Raw genomic sequence first — 17,623 nt, 5'->3', positions numbered from 1 at the left:
TTTCTTTAATCGTCTTCTTCTTGCCTAAGTGATTCCATAAATTTCTCCACAATAATACTTAAGTTTAGCTCAAATTAAAAAGGATGGAATAATGTCTAGATTATTGTTTGGATTGTTTATTGCTTTATGGGTTCCATCTTTTTTACAGGGCGGCGTAGGTATCGAACTTGCGGAGGACTATCTTAAAAACTCAGCTCTTCAGTGGGAATGGGCTTTGGATAGTTTAAACCGGTTTGATTTTGATGAGGAAGATCAGGTTTTAGATGTCGGATGCGGAGATGGAAAAATCACAGCGCTAATCTCTAGCAAGGTCCCAAGGGGATTGGTGGTAGGATTAGATATTTCTAAACAAATGATAGAGAAAGCCTCTTCTCAATTTAAAGAGGCCAATCTAGCCTTTACCCAAGGCGATGCTATCGATATTCCCTTTAAAAACCAATTTGATAAGTTAGTCTCGTTTTTAGCTCTTCATTGGGTTTTAGATCAAAATCAAGCTTTGCTTTCCATGAAAGAAGCCTTAAAAGAAAATGGGAAGATGTTGCTTGTTATTCCGGGAAAAGCGGAGAACAATTTAGCAAGCCTTTCAGAAAAATTAGCGCAGTCAGAGAAATGGGCCAAGTTTTTTCCGTTTTTTAATAAACAAAGAGTCTATTTTACAGTTGCAGAGTATAAAGAACTGCTTTCTTTGGCAGGGCTTCAAATCCAATCCATCCAAGAGAGTGAAAGCTGGACAGTTTTTAAAGATAAAGATGAGCTTATTGCTTGGATTAAGCCACTTGTTAATTTTATTGATCACTTAGAGACAGAAAATCAAGAGCAATTTATTGACGATATCGCAAGCGAAATGCTTTTAAATAACCCGCCCAAAAACGGGGTGATTTCCATAAAACATCGTAAGATAGAAGTCATCGCTCTAAAGTAAAGTAAATATTTTAAAGTGATCGATTTATGACGAAGTCGGCTCCGAAACTTTCAAAAAGAGACCTTTTTTCGAAAAGAGAAGATAATTGGTTCTTTTCTTAAGGCCTTAAAATCTGTTATTATTTTGGTTTTAAGTTCTTTGAAACCTTTCTATCTAAGCGATTTAATAATAAGTTTTGAGGCTCCTATGCATAAAGTCATCATTATTGGCGGCGGCCCTGTCGGTTTATCTCTTGCCCTTTGCTTGGCAAACCAAGGGATTAAATCCCTCTTAATTGAAAAACATAAGACGACGACCAATCACCCGAAAGCTCGTGGTGTGAATGGCAGATCCATGGAATTATTCCGCTCTATGGGGTTAGAAGAGCAGTTAAAACAATATCAAATGCCAAGAGAAGCCTATCGCTTTACTTGGATAGAAGATTTCCAAGGAAAGGAAATTACTCGCGTTCCAATGACTTTGGACTATAGTCAATATAGTCCCACACAAAACGCTATTATCTCCCAAGACCACTTGGAGCAAGAATTATTTAACAAAGCAAAGAATCAACCTTTGATTGATTTGCGATTTAATACAGAAATGATCCATGCGTTGCAAGACAGCGATAAAGTCACTATAGAAATTCTTGATCGAGAAACTCAAAAGAAAGAGATATTAACAGCTGATTATTTAATTGCTGCCGATGGCGCGAATAGTCCTTTAAGAAAAATATTCAATGTCGAAATGGAAGGGGAGGAGGATCTAGGTTCATTTTGTAATATCTACTGCGAAATGAATTTAGATGAGTACGTAAAGAATCGCAAAAGCGCAAGTTTTATGTTTACAAGGCCAGACCTTCGAGGGACTTTCATTTTATCTAAAGACTGTCAAAAAAAATGGCTTGTGGGAATAAGGTTAGACCCCAATCGAAATCTAACTAAAGAAGCTTTTACAGATGACTTTTGTCTAGAGTTTGTTAAAAAGCTGATTAATGACCCTAAAGTTGAGGTCCGTTTTATTAATAAGGCTTTTTGGACCATGGCGGCTTTGATTGCAAAACAATACCGAGTGGGACGAGTATTTTTTGCAGGGGATTCAGCTCACCGTCTTCCGCCAACCGGTGGCTTTGGCATGAATACAGGTATCCAGGATGCTCATAACCTTGCTTGGAAGCTGGCTATGGTTATTAAAGGGCGAGCAGAAGATTCACTTTTAGAGTCCTATTTTGTGGAACGTCATCAAATTGCCAAGACAAATACTTTTTGGAGTCGAAATAACGCTAAAAGATTTGAAAGAATTTTTGCCGCTTTAGCTCAAGGGGATCTTGGCTCTTTTGAAGAAGCTTTAAAAGATCAAGCGAACCATATTAATAATATTCTTTTAGATTTAGGATTTGTGTATGGCCATGACTATCAAAACACGCAAGGGGCCTTTAAACCAACAACTAAAATAGGGGCTCGGGCTCCTCATTGCTGGATTTCTCTTGAAAATAGACAAAAATCCATCCTGGATTTATACCTTAATGAATTTGTATTAGTATGCCATCCTGAAGCTGTTTTTTGGCAAAAAGAGTATCAATCTTTCCCTTGTAAAGTGATTACAATTGGCGAGAATGGAAACTATGTCGATATCCATCGAGATTTCCTTGAAAAATATCAAATCTCTAAAAAAGGCGCTGTGCTCGTAAGACCTGACGGTCATATTGCTTGGCGATCAGAAGACGATAAAGGCGAAAGAGCAAGCTTTTCCTGGCTGAAGTGATTGAGGATCACGTGAATATGATAATCGAGGTTGCTTTATGAATTTGAAACTATTTTCTTTTTTGGGAGTGCTTATGTCGTTGTTTAACCGGAATTTTGCAGATCATGTGAAGATTGTCACAATAGATAGTCCTTTACAGCATATCTTAAAAGAAAAAACAGAGGAATTACAAGTCGATCAATTGCCTTTGGCTAGAGAAATTGTAGAGCAGTTATTTTTGGCTCTAAAGCCTTATTTGCCGGCTGCCGGCTTGGCGGCTCCTCAGATTGGCCTTAGTAAATCTATATTTATATTTAGTTTTGATCGTGATCCAAGCAACCTTGAAGGAGTGATCAATCCCTCCTATACTCCCTTGGGAGATGCTAAAATTGAAGGATGGGAGGGTTGTTTTTCAGTCATGTTGAGTAATAATTGTTGGAAGCTTGCAAAAATTCCTCGCTATGAAACAATTAAAGTTCAGTATTTGAATGTGGAGGGGGAAAGAGTAGAGAAAACTCTAGAAGGCTTTGCCGCTAAGGTTTTTCAGCACGAATATGACCACTTGCAAGGTATTGAAAACATCGATAGAGAAGATGCTGTTGTCATGGATTTCACAAGCAGGGAAGAGATGTTGGATTTTATGCAACAGGTTAAAAAAGATGACTCGATCAGCTATAAAAGGCCAAATTAAGAATCACTGCATTTTCCCGACTTCTAGAATAGGCGACTTCGATATCAATTGTGATTTCCTTGAAAAATATAAAGTTTCTAAAAAGGGAGGCTCTCTTGGCAAGACCTGCGGTCATATCGCTTCGCGATAGGAAGACAATAGAGGCGAGAGAGGAGGCTCTCTTGGATGAAGTGAGTGAATTTGAAAATACATGTAAAAGGTTTGGTTTGAAAAGTTGTAGCTTTTTCTATAAGATCGCGTGAATAAATTTCATAGGTTTACTTAATGAGAGTTCTTTTTCTGACTTTTGCCATAGTTTTAGGCCTACCGATAACCATGCGCTTAGGGGCAAATGAAACAACCTGTAAACAAATCTTCCTTACTTTAGAAGATTGTCTATTTGTTAAGTACCCCGTCCCGGAAAAAGGAATCGTTTGTTCAAATTATGAACGAGCTTTTAGACTTTCCGAAAATCTAGACGATTCTGAGATCCACAAATGTTCTTGGGGATCGTTTGTTGTTATCGGCAATTACAAAGATGAGAAGATTTTTATAGCATGTGCTCCTGTCGGTAGCGGCTCAGGCCTTCTTTTTACAGAACTTTTTGTAGCAGGAGCTAAGTACATTATTCGCTATGGTTCAGATGATGTTAAATTACCTCCAGAATCAGATGCCTACCTTGTGAAAATTGTAGATGAAGCGGATAATCTATATGGATTTAATCTGCAAAGTGGAGTGCCGACGGAAGAGTGGGGGCAATCCATCAACGCATCCACTGAAATTGTTAGCTCCCTAATTTCAACTGCTGTATCAAAAAAGATTAATTACGAGATGAGGATTTGTCATCATCTTGAGAACTATCACGGCCTTCGTTCTCCTGATAAATTTTCAAGTGAGAGGGCTGAACGTTTACAAGCTATCTTGCAAGAACTTAAAAGGCATCCAAAAACTGCCAGTTTTGATATGGAGACTGCGGTTTTGTTCCGTGTGGCCAAGGATTTCGGACTACATGCAGCTACTATTTTGCAAACGGTGAAAAAAGAAAGTCCAAAACTAAGTTCGTATGAAGGTGAAAATTATCAAGAAGCAAGAAAAGTGGAAGAAGAAATATTCTTCAATTACGTGTTGGATGCGCTTCTCAATATATAGAGAGAAATAATAGCGGCTCTTTTTTTATAGTGGCGAGATCATTCAGAATTTTTGACTCCAAAAAAAATTTCTTTTTAAGCCTTCGCAAGATTACTATTGTCCTATGCGATATAAAAACACGGAGTTCAAAATGCATGTCCTGATACATTTGATTTTTTTTACGATAACCGTTTGTCATTGTGCGGCAGAAGAATGGTCTGAATTTTCAGCAGTTTTAAAGCCATCACCTATTCATGGCATTGGAGTTTTTGCAACTCATGATATTCCAAAAGGCACAAGGGTTTTTTCCGATCTCAACTATAGATGGTATGAATTAAATAGCCTTCCAGTTGAATTAAGAAAATACTGTCAATTTTTTTCAGAAGATCGAGTCAGAGGACCTGAGAGATTCGATAGAATGGAAGTGGATTGGTTCTTAAATCATTCGAATGATCCTAATATAGTAGAAATCAAAGAAGAACTTTGGATTGCAGTGAAAGACATCAAAGCTGGTGAAGAGCTGCTGATAGATTATGCTCAACTTAATGAACCGGAACACTTAAAAGAATCGTTCTATAAAAATTCTGATAGCAACCCAAGAGAAAAAAGTAAGAATTAAAATTCGAAAACTCCCTTGGGTTCTAATTATAGACAAGCTAGGAAAAGCGCACCTAAGGGCAACACGGATAAGCAGATCAAGTCGATTTCATTAGGATGGCTCAACATTCTCTTATTCAGAAATTTAAGTGCATCAACATATATAAAATTTCTCGACTTTAGAAGATATTTCAAGAAACAGGATCTGAAATTGTGGAATTTTAGGGATGAGAGAAGACCTCGCCGACTATTTTTATAAAGAAATCGTTGGTACATTCCTAAACCTATTCAAAAGTCCTTTGCATGTAGAATTTGAGAAATCCTACCACTTTAAAACCTGTTGGCTAATTGCAAATTCTGGATACTCCTTTGCGAATTGAACCCTGAATTTGATATTGTCGAAGAGAAGCCCTTCTATTTGGAAAAGAAGACTTGAGTCCTTTACTAGATTTTCAATCGTTTCAGCTTCCCCTCCTTCACCTTTATGCTTGAGATGGATTTTGGAGCTTATTTTCATTAAAATTGACGAGTTCATGATTTACCGATAAAGCCACTTTTACCTGGAAGTTACGATTTTTTTCTTTAATCTCCTTTAAATAGCTCAGTGCGTTCTTTTAGGAAGGTAGCTTGAATTTTTTCGATTGTATTAGGTGACATTTTGCTCCATTTACGTAAAGAGAAGTTTCGAGTTACAGGCAAGAAAAAGCCGGATCATCTTCACGAGATCGCTTTTGGTAAACGGATAGGTTTACCAACAAAGTGAATCGGGAAAGCTTATAAAGATTATCATTGTACAAAGGAAAAAATTGGAGGTTTCCACCCCCAAATCCCTCTTTTATAGACAAAAAACTTTAGCGAAACTCTTATCTTTACGAGATCGCTTTTTGGTAAACCAGACAGGTTTACCTGCAAAACGAACTCGGAAATCTGAAGAGCTCATCTAAAGTTTTTGTTGTATAAAAGAAGTGATTTGGAGGTGGAGAGACTCACTCAGAACTTTTGATTTGAGCAGAATCAAGATCCCAAGTGTATTGACTGCCTCTCAGAAAGTTAATAGGACTCCCAGGTGATGGAACGAGCACCTTAGAAAAACAGAGAGGGGTTTGCTCCTTAAATAGAAGCGGTACTTATTCATATTTAGGGAAATCGTCCTAAACAGAGAGACCTCTATTATTTATCGAAAGAATCAAACAAGAAATTGAAAAGATCCAGGCGGGGCTTGTAACAGCCGTTCAATTAATATCGGAAAAGCTTGCATGCGTCGTTTCAAATCTTGTTCTGTCCAAGGATAAATTCCCATATCTGTAAGAAATTGAATTGCTGAAAGGATAAACTCTGCGCATTCGAGAGGAACTTCTGTTTTGAAAATTCCCTCAGCGCAACCTTGTTGGATTATTTCTGCATATAGAGGAGCCTGTTTCATCAAAGTAGCTGCAAGGAGTCGGCTATGCAAAGCGTCGTTAGCAGGTTTGTGAAGCTGCTCTAGTATCTTTTCGTTCTCTTGGGAAATATTTCCCGCATTCACCAGAAGTTGGATTTTTTCTAAGGCATTCTTTGGGGTATTCTTTACCAAAGTCCTCATGTGCTTAATATTTTCTTCAACTATATCTTCGATGACTGCCTCAAACAGGGCTTCCTTAGACCTAAAATAATGATATATAGTGCCTTTGGCAATTTCTAAGGCATCCATGATGTCTCCCATGGTTGCTTTATCATAATCCTTGGTTAAGAATAGGTTTCGAGCCACTTTAAGAATCTCGTTCTTTCGATTTATAGGCTTTGTCATGGGTTCATCCTTTTGTAGTGTATCATAACACTTGACCGACGGTCGGTCAAGTGTTATGATACTGACGATTAATTGATTATTTTCATGGGAAAGGCAAGTATGCTCATAAAGAAATTTTTCGCATTTGTTTTGGCTGCATTTCCAATTATGAACTTAGCCTCTTTAGAGGCACAAACAGAAATATACGGTAAGGCAGTAATGATGAAGATAAAAAAATTCTTATATCGGGTGCTGGAATTGCGGGTTTTACACTGGCCTACTGGTTAAAACAGCGAGGTTTTTCTCCAACTATTATCGAAAAATATCCTTATGTGAGAGGGGGTGGTTACAAAGTTGACGTGCGTGGCACAGCTCTTGAGGTGGCAAAAAGAATGGGGATTTATGAAGATCTCTTAGAAGCTAACGTGAATCTCGTGTGCTCTAAATTTGTGTCTTCTGGTCAGAAGGTCTTTGATTTTGATGGAGATATTTTAGGGCACTCTTCAGAAGGAGAAATAGAAATTAATCGATGGGATCTTGCTCAAATCTTGTCTAAAAAAGTGGGTGAGATTGAAATCATTTACGGTGATTCCATCACAAATATAGATGGAAAGATGGTTCATTTTGAACAGATGGAACCGAGAGAGTTTGATATTGTGGTGGGGGCAGATGGACAATACTCGAATGTGAGACGATTGGCTTTTGGAGAAGATGCAACATTTCTAAAGAGATATGGTATTCAATTTTGCGTCTTCCCCATCCCAAATATTTTTGAACTCGAGCGTTGCGAAATTGTTTATTTTGATAGTGGAAAACTAGCTACAGCTTATGCAGTAGGAAATCATTCTTATGCATGTCTTGTGTTTAAATCTGAGGACGTGGCGCTTTCTGTTGATAATTTAAAAGCGATATTTGAAAACGAGTTTCAAGGTTTAGGTTGGGAAGTTCCTCTCCTTGTTTCTCTAATGAAAGAGAGTAACGATTGCTATTTCAATTCCATCGCCCAGGTCAGAATGCCCTGTTGGTCTAAAGGACGGGTCGCGCTTATTGGAGATGCCGCTCATTCGGTTCAAGCAATGGGAACAAGCCTTGCTATGATTGGAGCTTATGTTTTAGCAAGAGAAATTGACGAGTCGAATGGAGATTATGCCCTTGCTTTTGAAAGTTATGAAAAAGCCATGAGAAATCTCGTTGAAGCTTCGCAAGATCTTGCCGAAAATAATCAACAAGCTTTCACACAGTCTTCAATACGTATGAAGATTCAACTCTATTTAATGAGAATTTTGCCAAAAAGAATTATCCAATACTTCAATGAAATGGGAAAAAAGCAAATGAAGGATGTTGCTAATAGGTTGACCTTGGAACCAACAATCCCAGCCGCAGAAGTAAGATAATCGTAAAGACAAATATGCATGCCTTCCTATTTGTGACGATAAACCCCGAATGTGACGCCTCTCCTCAATGAGTCAGAGGTGTCACAAAAGTCACATAAGAGAAAAAGAAAGGTTAGACTGTTCGTTCCATTTTGAAATTTGTTAGCTCAACGTCCTTTCTAACGATCGTTTGTTGAGTTACGATTCTGAATCCCCATTTTTCAAAAAATGGCTTTGCGTTGATGCTAACTTCAGCAAAAATGAGGTGGATATGACTGTTTTTCGCTCTTTGAAGGATTTCTTTCATAAGAGCTGATCCAACGCCTTTCCCAATCCACTCGTGATGACAATAAAAGCAATCGATATGGCCGTTTGGCTCGAATTCAGCAAATCCAACGATCTCGTCTCTGAAAGTGGCGACAATGGGCTTAGTCCTAGGGAATTTTTTTGCCCATCCTTCCGTTTCTAAACTTGAGGTAGGCGCCCAAACATCTACTTGCTCTTCTGTGTAGTGTTGAATGTTAATCTTGTGGATTGTATTGAAAAAGATGTTTGCCAAAGCCTGAACATCCTCTGGACGATAATCTCTTACAGCAATTTCTTTTTTCATAATTTTGTTTCTTTCCGCCCTTGTTTCAAGATGGACCTTTTATAGAAAAGCCAATTATCTTTGAGCCTTCTTTCCAATAGTAGCCGAGATTTGGAAAACGCCAACCGACGTCTATCGAGTATTTTCCATCTTGATTTTTCTTTTTTCCCGAAGTGAGGGAAAATTCATCTTCGTAATCCTGAGCTAACTCATCGAAAATATGAGAATTTGATTCATTAATTAGCTCTAACGTATGCTCTCGTTCTATAAAATTAGTGCTCTGCTTTAAGAAAAGATCTGCATCTTTTTGATTTCTGAAAATAAGAAAATCAGTCTGAGGATATTTTTCTCTGAGCTCTTCAATTCGGTCTCTTTTTTTTTATCAAAGTTCCAGGTGTACTTCAAGAGTTCCCAGTTGATGGCCCGTAAGCCTCCAAAATTCTTTTATAGTTAAACAACCTTTTGAAAAACCTCCAGAAACAGACAAATTGGGAAAAGTGGAAATATATTAGAACGTCAGCTTTAGCAAATCTCATTTCAATAGTCGAAAATGAACATCCCTCTACGATCCAGGCTTTTTCTCCAGCATAGCCTTTTGAGTTTCTATGAATTCTTACTCCTTTTCTTCCCCCCAGGCTCGAACATATGTCGGTCCAGGTGATGAACTGGGATATCTAAGATTTTGCCAAGCTTGGAGGCAAATGTAGACTTTCAACTTCCTGGAAGGCCAATCAGTGCAAACTTTTTTGGGTAAGTATTTTTCATAGATAGGTTGGGCTTAATTTCTTTTTCTTTTCACGACAGTATAGCATAAAAATCCCAAAAACCAAGAGAGTTTTACTGTACTTTCATGCAGTCTAGTGCGTAAAATTTGCGTAAGTGAGCTTTACGCAGCTAGATTTTTCGACTTGAATTTCGTGCTATATGTCACTAAAAACAAAAGGCTTCAGTCATAAAACTGAAGCCCCTTGTTTTAATGGAGGTGGAGAGAATCGAACTCTCGTCCTAAGCAAACTACATATTAACCACTACATGCTTAGCATCTTTTAATAGAACCCTTTCCCTATGAAGATGCGGCAAAAAGAAAGAGCCAGCTTTCATTAGATCTCGACTCCAAGACGGCTGAAAGCTTTAAGCCTCCTAAAGTCATACCAAGTAAAATAACGGCGCAGCCTAAAACCCTTGGTGAATTTTAAGCGTCCGGAGCAGATGAAGCTAATTAAAGCTTATGCTGCTACTGCCTCAGCAAAATTAACTGAGAGTACTTTGTCTTCTTTAGCATTTATTGCTTTGCCGGTTTTTTAAAGAGGCCAACCGACTCCCTCTGCATGCAATCAATACTTGATTTCCTAGTCGAAACCAGTACACCCCCAAAAACGGGACTTTTTGATACCTTAATTATACAGAGAGACAAAATTATTACTCAATAGGGATCTTATAGGGGGATAAGATCTAAGCCGGTGAATAATTTGAAGTATTTGCATGAAATGATGACATTTACAGCATTTTAGTAAAACGCTGCACTCTGTATAACCTACGAGTTAAACGTAACGTATACATTGTGTGTATCTGCACCATTTAGTATACTTTATGCAAAAGAATTAAATTATTAAAAAATAAACTTGCCTTAGAGCAAGAGCCGCTTCTAGAAAAGGGAATTTCCATGTTTGAGGAATTAAAAAACGAATCTTTTTCCGACCGAGAACTCGCTGTTTTGAAATTTTGGGAAGAAAATCAAATTTTTGAGCGCTCAATTGAGAGCAGGCGCGACAGCCCTCCCTTTAGTTTTTATGACGGGCCGCCTTTTGCAACAGGTCTTCCTCACTATGGCCACCTACTTGCCGGGACGATTAAAGATGTCATCCCAAGATACAAAACCATGAAAGGTTTTTGCGTTGAAAGACGCTTTGGCTGGGACTGCCACGGCCTCCCCATCGAAAATGAGATCGAGAAAAGCTTTAATCTCTCGGGCGCCCGGGCAATTGATGACTTCGGGATCGCTAAATTCAACGAAGAGTGCCGCAAAATTGTTCTTCGCTACACCGCCGAATGGAAATCCGTAGTGACAAGGATGGGCAGATGGGTTGATTTTAATCAAACCTACCGCACCATGGACCTTTCTTTTATGGAAACTGTCTTTTGGGTCTTTAAAAGACTTTATGAATTAGGTCTTGTCTACGAAGGCTATAAAGTCATGCCTTTTTCAGCAAAACTCGGCACCCCTCTTTCTAATTTTGAAGCCGGAGAAAACTATAAAGATGTGGATGACCCCTCATTAACCGTCGCCATGCCCTTAAAAGAAGATCCTGAAACCGCATTTCTAATATGGACCACAACGCCCTGGACGCTCATTTCCAACCTGGCTATATTAGCCGGGCCTGAGATTGATTACGTTAAAGTGAGAGAAAAGAAGAGCGGCAAGTTTTTTATACTAGGGGAGTCTCGTCTTTCTTTCTGTTTTAAGGACCCCGAAGAATATGAAATCCTGGAGCGGTTTAAAGGAAAAGCCTTAGAGGGAAAGAAATATATCCCTCCCTTTAACTATTTTTATAAGGATCACGAGAAAGAATCCTTTAAAGTAATCATGGAGCCTCAAGTTACCCTAGATGATGGTACAGGGCTAGTTCATGCAGCTCCAGCTTTTGGCGAACTTGACTTTTATGCCTGCGAAAAAGCTGGGATCGGCCTTGTCTGCCCCGTGGACAATAATGGGCAATTTTTAAAAGAAGTGCCCGAATACGAGGGACTTTTTGTCAAAGACGCCGATAAAGACATTGCCAAAAGAATAAAAGCTGATGGAAGGCTTTTTCATCAAGCCACCATCCATCACAGATACCCCTTTTGCTGGCGCTCAGACACGCCTCTTATCTATAAAGTCGTCACAACCTGGTTTGTAGCCGTTGAAAAAATAAAAGATAAGCTTCTCAAAGCAAATGACCAAATCCACTGGACCCCCGCCCACATCAAGCATGGCCGTTTTGGAAAATGGCTTGAAGGGGCAAGAGACTGGTCAATAAGCCGAAATAGATATTGGGGAACCCCTATACCTATCTGGAGAGCCGAGGACGGATCTATTGAAGTGGTCGGAAGCATCAAAGAATTAGAAGAGCTGACCGGTGAAAAAATTAACGATCTCCATCGTCATTTTATAGACGGCCTTACATTTAAGAAAAATGGAAAGATTTTTAAACGCATCCCCGAAGTTTTCGATTGCTGGTTTGAATCCGGGTCTATGCCGTATGCTCAAATTCACTATCCTTTTGAGAATAAAGATAAGTTTGAAGGGCAATTTCCAGCCGATTTCATCGCTGAAGGCTTGGATCAAACAAGAGGCTGGTTTTACACCCTCACAATATTGGCAGCAGCCCTTTTTGATAAGCCTGCTTTTAAAAATGTGGTCGTCAACGGCATTATTTTAGCAGAAGATGGCGCGAAGATGAGCAAGCGTCTTAGAAATTACCCTGACCCCATGGAAGTGGTGCGTAAATATGGTGCTGACGCAGTTCGTCTTTATATGATGCATAGCCAAGCTGTGAAAGGGGATGATCTTTGCTTTAAAGAAAGCGGCGTTGAGCTTGTTTTAAGACAGATTCTTATCCCTTTTTGGAATGCTTACAGCTTCTTTGTCACTTACGCGAAGATTTATAACTGGAAGCCCTCAAAAGATGCCTTAAGCAAAAAACCTGACTCTTCGTTAGATCGTTGGATAGTATCACGTCTTAATAAACTCATCCATGAAGTTGAGCTTGGCATGAACGACTACGATTTAAGTAGAGCCGTTGAGCCCTTTGTCGGATTTGTTGAAGATTTAACGAATTGGTATATCAGACGGTCTAGAAGAAGATTCTGGGAAGAGGAAGATACTGAAGATAGAAGATCTGCTTTCTCAACGCTCTATCAAGTTCTTTTAGAACTCTCTAAGCTATCGGCGCCTTTTATTCCTTTTCTTTCAGAGTCAATTTATAGAAACCTGAAGACCCAGGATATGCCGGATTCTGTTCATTTATGCAAGTTTCCTGGCTATCATGAGGAGTCAAGAGATATAGAGTTAGAGGAGGCCATGGCAGCTATCCAAAAAGCGGTAAGTTTAGGACATGCCTTAAGAAAAGAGGTTAAATTAAAAGTGAGACAGCCCCTTTTAAAGGCCACTCTAATCTCCAAAGATCAAAAGACATTAAAGCGGCTCGAAAAAAATAAGCACCTTATTGAGGAAGAGCTCAACGTTAAAAAAGTAGAATTTGCAAAAGATGAATCTGCTTTTGTGAAGCTTTTTGCAAAACCTAATTTTCCCCGCCTTGGAAAAAGGCTTGGAAACAAAATGAACAAAGTAAAAGCTGCCATGGAAGCTTTTAGTTCAAAAGAATTAGAGGATATTCTTTCCCAAGATAAGCTCTTTGTCTTAAACATCGATGGAGAAGAAATTGAGTTTTCAAAAGAAGATATCGAAGTCAGAAGAGAGGTCAAAGAGGGTCTTGTAGCTACAACTGAAAGCGATATGACTTTAGCCCTTGATACCGAGCTGACAGAAGAGCTCATAATGGAAGCTTTAGCTCGTGAAATTGTGAATAAAGTCAATACCATGAGACGCGATCTGAATTTTAACGTCACAGATCGCATTCATCTTTCAATGAAAGCAAGCGATAGGGTTAAACAAAGTTTCGGGCTCCATAAGGACTATATCAAAGGGGAAGTCCTCGCAAGAGATGTGACTTTTGATCAGGATCTAAAGGGGATAACCTGGGATCTTAATGGAGAGTCTGTGGACATGGTGATCTCGAAAGTAAATTAACTAAAAAAAACAATTAGAGGTGCAACCCGCACCTCTAATTGTTTTATTCTTTTGGAGAATAGCCAACGACTAATCTAATCGTTTAGAAGCTTAACTACTTTCTTTTGCAGATAACTCTGCGTGAATTTCTGCAAAGACTTCAGAAATTTCAGTAAGAGAGGGCCTTAAATCCGGATCAGGATCCACAGACGCTCTAAGGACACTAATTATTCTCTCTGCAAGCTCTTCATCGCCTTTGCATTCTTTCACAAGTTTTCTCTTAAGAGTTTTCCAAATACCCCACCCATCGGGGTTATTTTTCCAGTTGCCAAGGACTCTATGATAATCGATAGGGTCGGTTCGGTTATAATCTCCCATTTCTTTTTTCTGAGTCCATATAAACTCTTCCATGCTTTGACCGGAAAAGGTATTTAAAAGAGTTAATCCGAGCATATAGTTATCCATTTCAAGAGGCATATTGTCAGCTCTAAGGCCCATGGTACCTTCAATGGTATGAGTTCTTGGGTCCATATACCCGGCTTTAAAAAGCGTTATATTTGCACCGTCTTGAGTATCTCTTAGGTAGCAGGTTCCGAAATCCACAATCACAAATTTGAAAAAGCCATTTTCATCGAGCTGAGGGCTTCCATCTTTATTAACTAAAAGTAAGATATTATCCGGCTTAATATCTCTATGGGTCACGTTTGCGGAATGAAAAATTTCAAGTGTTTTTGGAAAACGGGCCGCAAATCCAAGCTTCTCTTTAAGAGTCAGGGTATTTATAAGTTTATTTAAACTTTTTCCAACAAGCTTGCTTGCATTAGCGCCACGCTCACCCTCAATCATCGTTGCCTCAGGAACTAGAACATTATTTTTTAAAACCGAAGGGTCTATTGCTTTTCTTAAGTGATCGCATACAAGTTTTTCATGTTCAAACTCTTCTTTACTCTGAGCTTCTTTTCCGGTGACAGGCTTTCCAATTACGTAGCCGCTTCTCACAGTTTCTTTTTCCATATTTACTTTTTTAGCTTTAGTGACCTCTTTATAGGTTCCTTTGCCTACCTCTTCTTTAATTTCGACATAATATTTATTTTCCTTGCCCGGAACCCGTATGACAATTCTTTGGCCGCTCATGCTCAAATCGCCGAGTTTGCCTTTAGCTAATTTCTTTCGTACATAAGCAATAGGGGTTAAGTTTAGACTGTCAGCTTTGGAGAGCTCCGCGCTTCCCATTTTTGGCAAACTTTTGCGTAGACTTTCTTTTTCCCTTTTATCAGTTATTTCCATAAAATTTCTTGGAACTTCAGAAGCAGACGAAAGGTCAACCAAAGTAACTTCTCCTCCCTCTCTCATTATACTTGCAAGGGATGTATAATTTTCCTCTGTTCCACCGGTTGCCATAAATTCAGCAAGTGTGTTCGAGTAGCCCTCTCCTTCTTCTTTTTCATCTTCTTTACCTTGCTTAATAAATTCGGCAAAAGATTGGTAGGAAACCTTGCTTTCTTCAGCGGCAAACGGAAAAAACTCATAATTTTTCTCCGGCTCTTTTTCTGCCTCCTCAGAGTACATAGCGTATTTATCGGCATAAACATCTTTCGATTCTCTCAATTTGGAGAACCTTGTTTCTCTAGGCTCTTCTTTTTCAAATTTAGAAGATTGTTTTAATTTTTTAGATTTTTTAACTGATTTGGGTTTGCTCTCTTCTAAGGTTTTTTTAGATTTAGATTTTTTAGCTTTAGCAAGACCTTCTTCTTTTTCTGCACCCTTAGGTTTTTTGGAATGGATTTTTGAGTGCACTTCTTCTTTCTTCTTAGCGGGTTTTTTTAATAAGGGAAGCCTATCGGCTTCATTATGGGCTTCATGAAGTCCCTTTAGTCGGATAATTTGGGATTTTTGAAGATCTTCTTTCGACTCTTTTTTTGTCAAAGAACGCTCTGCAACTGTGCGGGTAGAGGCATGTTTTTCTTTGGAGTGTTGTTTTTTATGGACCAACTGTTTTTTTTCTTTAACAGAGTGTCCGGCTGTCTCATCGGGTTTTAAAACGTCTTCTGCCACACCCTTAGCTTTTGAATGATCTCCATGCGTCTTAGAGGATTTTCCTTTTTTACCTTTTTCAGGTTGTTTGGTTTCCTCAGTTGAGGAATGACGAGGGGGATAGCCTTTAAAAGGATCAGAGCCAGAACCATCAATCATAAAAACTCCTTTAGAGAGATTATGGAATTCGATAAATTAATTATATAACTTGCTAAATTTCTTTTGTTGTTATTAATAAAATTTACAAAAAATTAATTATTTTATATGTGAAAACTCAGTTTGTTATCTATTATAATGATGAAAAGTAAGTAGGAGGCCTGGTATGAATGTAACAGAGTCATCATCATCAAGTTACTCAGGACCAGTAACTTATAAAGAGCCTGCAGATAAAGAACTTAAAAGTCTTTTAAAGTTTTATCGAAAAGCTTTAAGCCAGGAAGAAAGACAAGAGCTTCCCGATATACGGAGCTTATCAACTTTTTTAAAAGCAAGTCCTGAAAAAAAGAGCGCTGCCTATAAGATGGCGCTAGAGATAAAGGCTTGCGACTGCTTACTTCATCAGAACCCTAAATCAGCAGCTAAACTTGCCCAAAAGCTGTTTAAACTTGAAAAGAATGAAAAAACACACCGGCTTCTAGCAAGTATTTATGCTGAGATGGCTTCCCAATATAGAGCGGAAGCTCGGTCGACAAGTCATACTAAGACCAATAAAGAAGAAGAAGCCCATCAATTTTTTAAAAGGGAAGTAAAACAGTATCGAAAGGAACGTTCTGTTTCCGGAAAGCCTTTTCAAACCGTTGAAATTTTCTTAACCAAATTCCCGAGAAAACAAATAAGTGATGAGGTTTATGCAGAAGCGCTTGTCGCAAGATCAGAAATGTTTTTAACGATGAAATCGGCAAAAGATGCCATAAAAGATTTAAAAGAAGCAGAAAAATTAAACCCTAATTCTAAAACTGTCCTCAAACAGTTAGCCAAAGTCTACGATAGAGTCGCTCAAGCGCATGAGACGGCTGCGACAGGCGTTGAAGATATCCCTGACTGGGCTCTTGATTTTTAAAAATAATCATGTCTATTAGATCTTCCCAAATTCCTATTTTATAATAATAGGGTCTTCGCTATCCTTTTTGGCAATTTATTAAATCAAATTAAAAAAATAATAAAAGTAATAATAAAGGAAAAATTATGCAAGCAGCTTATGAACGCCAAATGGCAGCAAGAAATAAAGCTTATAATCAATCGATCGCTCCAATGAATAAAATCGCTCAACAGCAAATAAACTTTACCAATCAGCGGTATTATCGAGCCCACCCTGAACAGAGACCAAAGCCAAAACCAGTCCCATCACCTGCCGATCAACCTGTCACACAGAAACAGCTAGAAGCTAAAGTGAACCCTCTCCAAGTAACGACAGCTTCCCTAAAGAAACAAACTGGTGAGCAGAAAGTGATAGGAGAGGTTCAAGCGGAAAGAATTGAAACGCAGGAAAAAGTGATTGAAAAGCAAGCTAAGGAGATAGAGGAGCTAAGAAGAAAAGCTCTTTTGCAAAAGCAAACGGCAGAAAGACAAGAGGAAAGCCTTAGGCTTGCTGAGCGAAATACGGCTCAATCTATTGGATTACAGGCAGATCTTCTTAGAAGACTTGCGATTGAAGAACAAAAAAATAGAGAATCTGCCGAGGCCTTAGCCCTTTTAAGGGAGCAAATGAGCTTGCTAGATGAGAGTCAGGCTCAAACAAGTCATGCCATTCGGGGACTTGAGCATGCGACAACGACTACGACATGCACGCTTTCAAGAGTGCAAGGAGAACAAGAACATCTTTCTTATGAAGTTGAGGAAACCATAAGAGGCCAGGGGTTTTTAAAAGAATCAGTGGCTACTATCTCTATAAAACAAAAAGAATTGGAAATGGCCGTAGAACAGCAAAAAGCTGCCACCGTGTCTCAGCAGGCGGGCGCTCCAAAGCTCCATAAGCCCCGTGGGTTTATGTCAAATTAGTATTGAATGGGTTGAAATGTTAGAACACCTGGGAACAGGTGTTTTTTTTTATTTGATGGT

Annotated in this window: 13 protein-coding genes and 1 other RNA gene; 9 read left to right on the top strand and 5 right to left on the bottom strand. The window is 38.8% G+C overall.

What is annotated here, in order from left to right; translation table 11 throughout:
* The first annotated feature begins 91 nt into the window (after positions 1-91).
* From CSEC_RS12705 to CSEC_RS06550, 5 genes are all read left to right on the top strand, one after another.
* Positions 92-922, top strand: a complete 831-nt coding sequence (locus CSEC_RS12705; protein ID WP_053331853.1) for a class I SAM-dependent methyltransferase — start codon at positions 92-94, stop codon at positions 920-922.
* A 186-nt stretch (positions 923-1,108) separates the two neighbouring features.
* Positions 1,109-2,662: an FAD-dependent oxidoreductase gene (locus CSEC_RS06565; RefSeq protein WP_154017647.1), complete on the top strand. Its 1,554-nt coding sequence runs from the start codon at positions 1,109-1,111 to the stop codon at positions 2,660-2,662.
* 73 nt (positions 2,663-2,735) lie between these two features.
* Complete coding sequence (locus tag CSEC_RS12700) at positions 2,736-3,332, top strand: peptide deformylase (protein ID WP_161780971.1); 597 nt, start codon at positions 2,736-2,738, stop codon at positions 3,330-3,332.
* 264 nt (positions 3,333-3,596) lie between these two features.
* A complete protein-coding gene (locus tag CSEC_RS06555; protein WP_041017650.1) occupies positions 3,597-4,460 on the top strand; it encodes a nucleoside phosphorylase-I family protein in 864 nt (287 codons plus the stop codon).
* Between the two features lie 130 nt (positions 4,461-4,590).
* Complete coding sequence (locus CSEC_RS06550) at positions 4,591-5,058, top strand: SET domain-containing protein (protein WP_041017649.1); 468 nt, start codon at positions 4,591-4,593, stop codon at positions 5,056-5,058.
* Between the two features lie 300 nt (positions 5,059-5,358).
* Here CSEC_RS06550 and CSEC_RS06545 read toward each other — a convergent pair whose 3' ends face one another.
* Positions 5,359-5,571 (bottom strand): hypothetical protein, encoded by a 213-nt coding sequence (locus CSEC_RS06545; protein ID WP_154017645.1) that lies wholly within the window; start codon positions 5,569-5,571, stop codon positions 5,359-5,361.
* 651 nt (positions 5,572-6,222) lie between these two features.
* The gene (locus CSEC_RS06540; protein ID WP_041017647.1) at positions 6,223-6,822 is read right to left on the bottom strand and encodes a TetR/AcrR family transcriptional regulator; all 600 of its coding nucleotides are present in this window, start codon (positions 6,820-6,822) and stop codon (positions 6,223-6,225) included.
* Between the two features lie 215 nt (positions 6,823-7,037).
* On the opposite strand from CSEC_RS06540, the gene CSEC_RS06535 reads away from it, so the two are divergent.
* Complete coding sequence (locus CSEC_RS06535) at positions 7,038-8,195, top strand: FAD-dependent monooxygenase (protein WP_161780974.1); 1,158 nt, start codon at positions 7,038-7,040, stop codon at positions 8,193-8,195.
* Between the two features lie 112 nt (positions 8,196-8,307).
* On the opposite strand, the gene CSEC_RS06530 is transcribed toward CSEC_RS06535, so the two are convergent.
* Both CSEC_RS06530 and ssrA read right to left on the bottom strand, forming a co-directional pair.
* Positions 8,308-8,784 (bottom strand): GNAT family N-acetyltransferase, encoded by a 477-nt coding sequence (locus CSEC_RS06530; RefSeq protein WP_041017646.1) that lies wholly within the window; start codon positions 8,782-8,784, stop codon positions 8,308-8,310.
* A 953-nt stretch (positions 8,785-9,737) separates the two neighbouring features.
* Positions 9,738-10,135, bottom strand: a transfer-messenger RNA (tmRNA) gene (gene ssrA, locus CSEC_RS13005).
* A gap of 291 nt (positions 10,136-10,426) precedes the next feature.
* Between ssrA and ileS the strand changes: the two genes are divergently transcribed.
* A complete protein-coding gene (gene ileS / locus CSEC_RS06525) occupies positions 10,427-13,552 on the top strand; it encodes an isoleucine--tRNA ligase (RefSeq protein ID WP_041017645.1) in 3,126 nt (1,041 codons plus the stop codon).
* A 90-nt stretch (positions 13,553-13,642) separates the two neighbouring features.
* Here the strand turns inward: ileS and CSEC_RS06520 are convergent, their stop codons facing one another.
* Positions 13,643-15,724 carry a protein kinase domain-containing protein gene (locus tag CSEC_RS06520; protein WP_041017644.1) on the bottom strand — a complete coding sequence of 694 codons (2,082 nt, stop codon included), beginning with the start codon at positions 15,722-15,724 and terminating at the stop codon, positions 13,643-13,645.
* Positions 15,725-15,887: 163 nt separating this feature from the next.
* On the opposite strand from CSEC_RS06520, the gene CSEC_RS06515 reads away from it, so the two are divergent.
* Together CSEC_RS06515 and CSEC_RS06510 are read left to right on the top strand one after the other, a co-directional pair.
* The gene (locus CSEC_RS06515; RefSeq protein ID WP_041017643.1) at positions 15,888-16,625 is read left to right on the top strand and encodes a hypothetical protein; all 738 of its coding nucleotides are present in this window, start codon (positions 15,888-15,890) and stop codon (positions 16,623-16,625) included.
* A 125-nt stretch (positions 16,626-16,750) separates the two neighbouring features.
* Positions 16,751-17,563, top strand: a complete 813-nt coding sequence (locus CSEC_RS06510) for a hypothetical protein (RefSeq protein WP_041017642.1) — start codon at positions 16,751-16,753, stop codon at positions 17,561-17,563.
* Positions 17,564-17,623 lie beyond the last annotated feature (60 nt).

The organism is Criblamydia sequanensis CRIB-18 (assembly GCF_000750955.1).
GTDB lineage: Bacteria > Chlamydiota > Chlamydiia > Chlamydiales > Criblamydiaceae > Criblamydia > Criblamydia sequanensis.
Note: the sequence above shows the minus strand (reverse complement) of the source record. Positions and strands in the feature narration are given on the sequence as shown.

Excerpts from the sequence above, each read along its gene's own strand:
- CSEC_RS12705 (WP_053331853.1), top strand. The coding sequence starts at position 92 with ATGTCTAGATTATTGTTTGGATTGTTTATTGCTTTATGGGTTCCATCT.
- CSEC_RS06565 (WP_154017647.1), top strand. The coding sequence starts at position 1,109 with ATGCATAAAGTCATCATTATTGGCGGCGGCCCTGTCGGTTTATCTCTT.
- CSEC_RS12700 (WP_161780971.1), top strand. The coding sequence starts at position 2,736 with ATGTCGTTGTTTAACCGGAATTTTGCAGATCATGTGAAGATTGTCACA.
- CSEC_RS06555 (WP_041017650.1), top strand. The coding sequence starts at position 3,597 with ATGAGAGTTCTTTTTCTGACTTTTGCCATAGTTTTAGGCCTACCGATA.
- CSEC_RS06550 (WP_041017649.1), top strand. The coding sequence starts at position 4,591 with ATGCATGTCCTGATACATTTGATTTTTTTTACGATAACCGTTTGTCAT.
- CSEC_RS06545 (WP_154017645.1), bottom strand. The coding sequence starts at position 5,571 with ATGAACTCGTCAATTTTAATGAAAATAAGCTCCAAAATCCATCTCAAG.
- CSEC_RS06540 (WP_041017647.1), bottom strand. The coding sequence starts at position 6,822 with ATGACAAAGCCTATAAATCGAAAGAACGAGATTCTTAAAGTGGCTCGA.
- CSEC_RS06530 (WP_041017646.1), bottom strand. The coding sequence starts at position 8,784 with ATGAAAAAAGAAATTGCTGTAAGAGATTATCGTCCAGAGGATGTTCAG.
- ileS (WP_041017645.1), top strand. The coding sequence starts at position 10,427 with ATGTTTGAGGAATTAAAAAACGAATCTTTTTCCGACCGAGAACTCGCT.
- CSEC_RS06520 (WP_041017644.1), bottom strand. The coding sequence starts at position 15,724 with ATGATTGATGGTTCTGGCTCTGATCCTTTTAAAGGCTATCCCCCTCGT.
- CSEC_RS06515 (WP_041017643.1), top strand. The coding sequence starts at position 15,888 with ATGAATGTAACAGAGTCATCATCATCAAGTTACTCAGGACCAGTAACT.
- CSEC_RS06510 (WP_041017642.1), top strand. The coding sequence starts at position 16,751 with ATGCAAGCAGCTTATGAACGCCAAATGGCAGCAAGAAATAAAGCTTAT.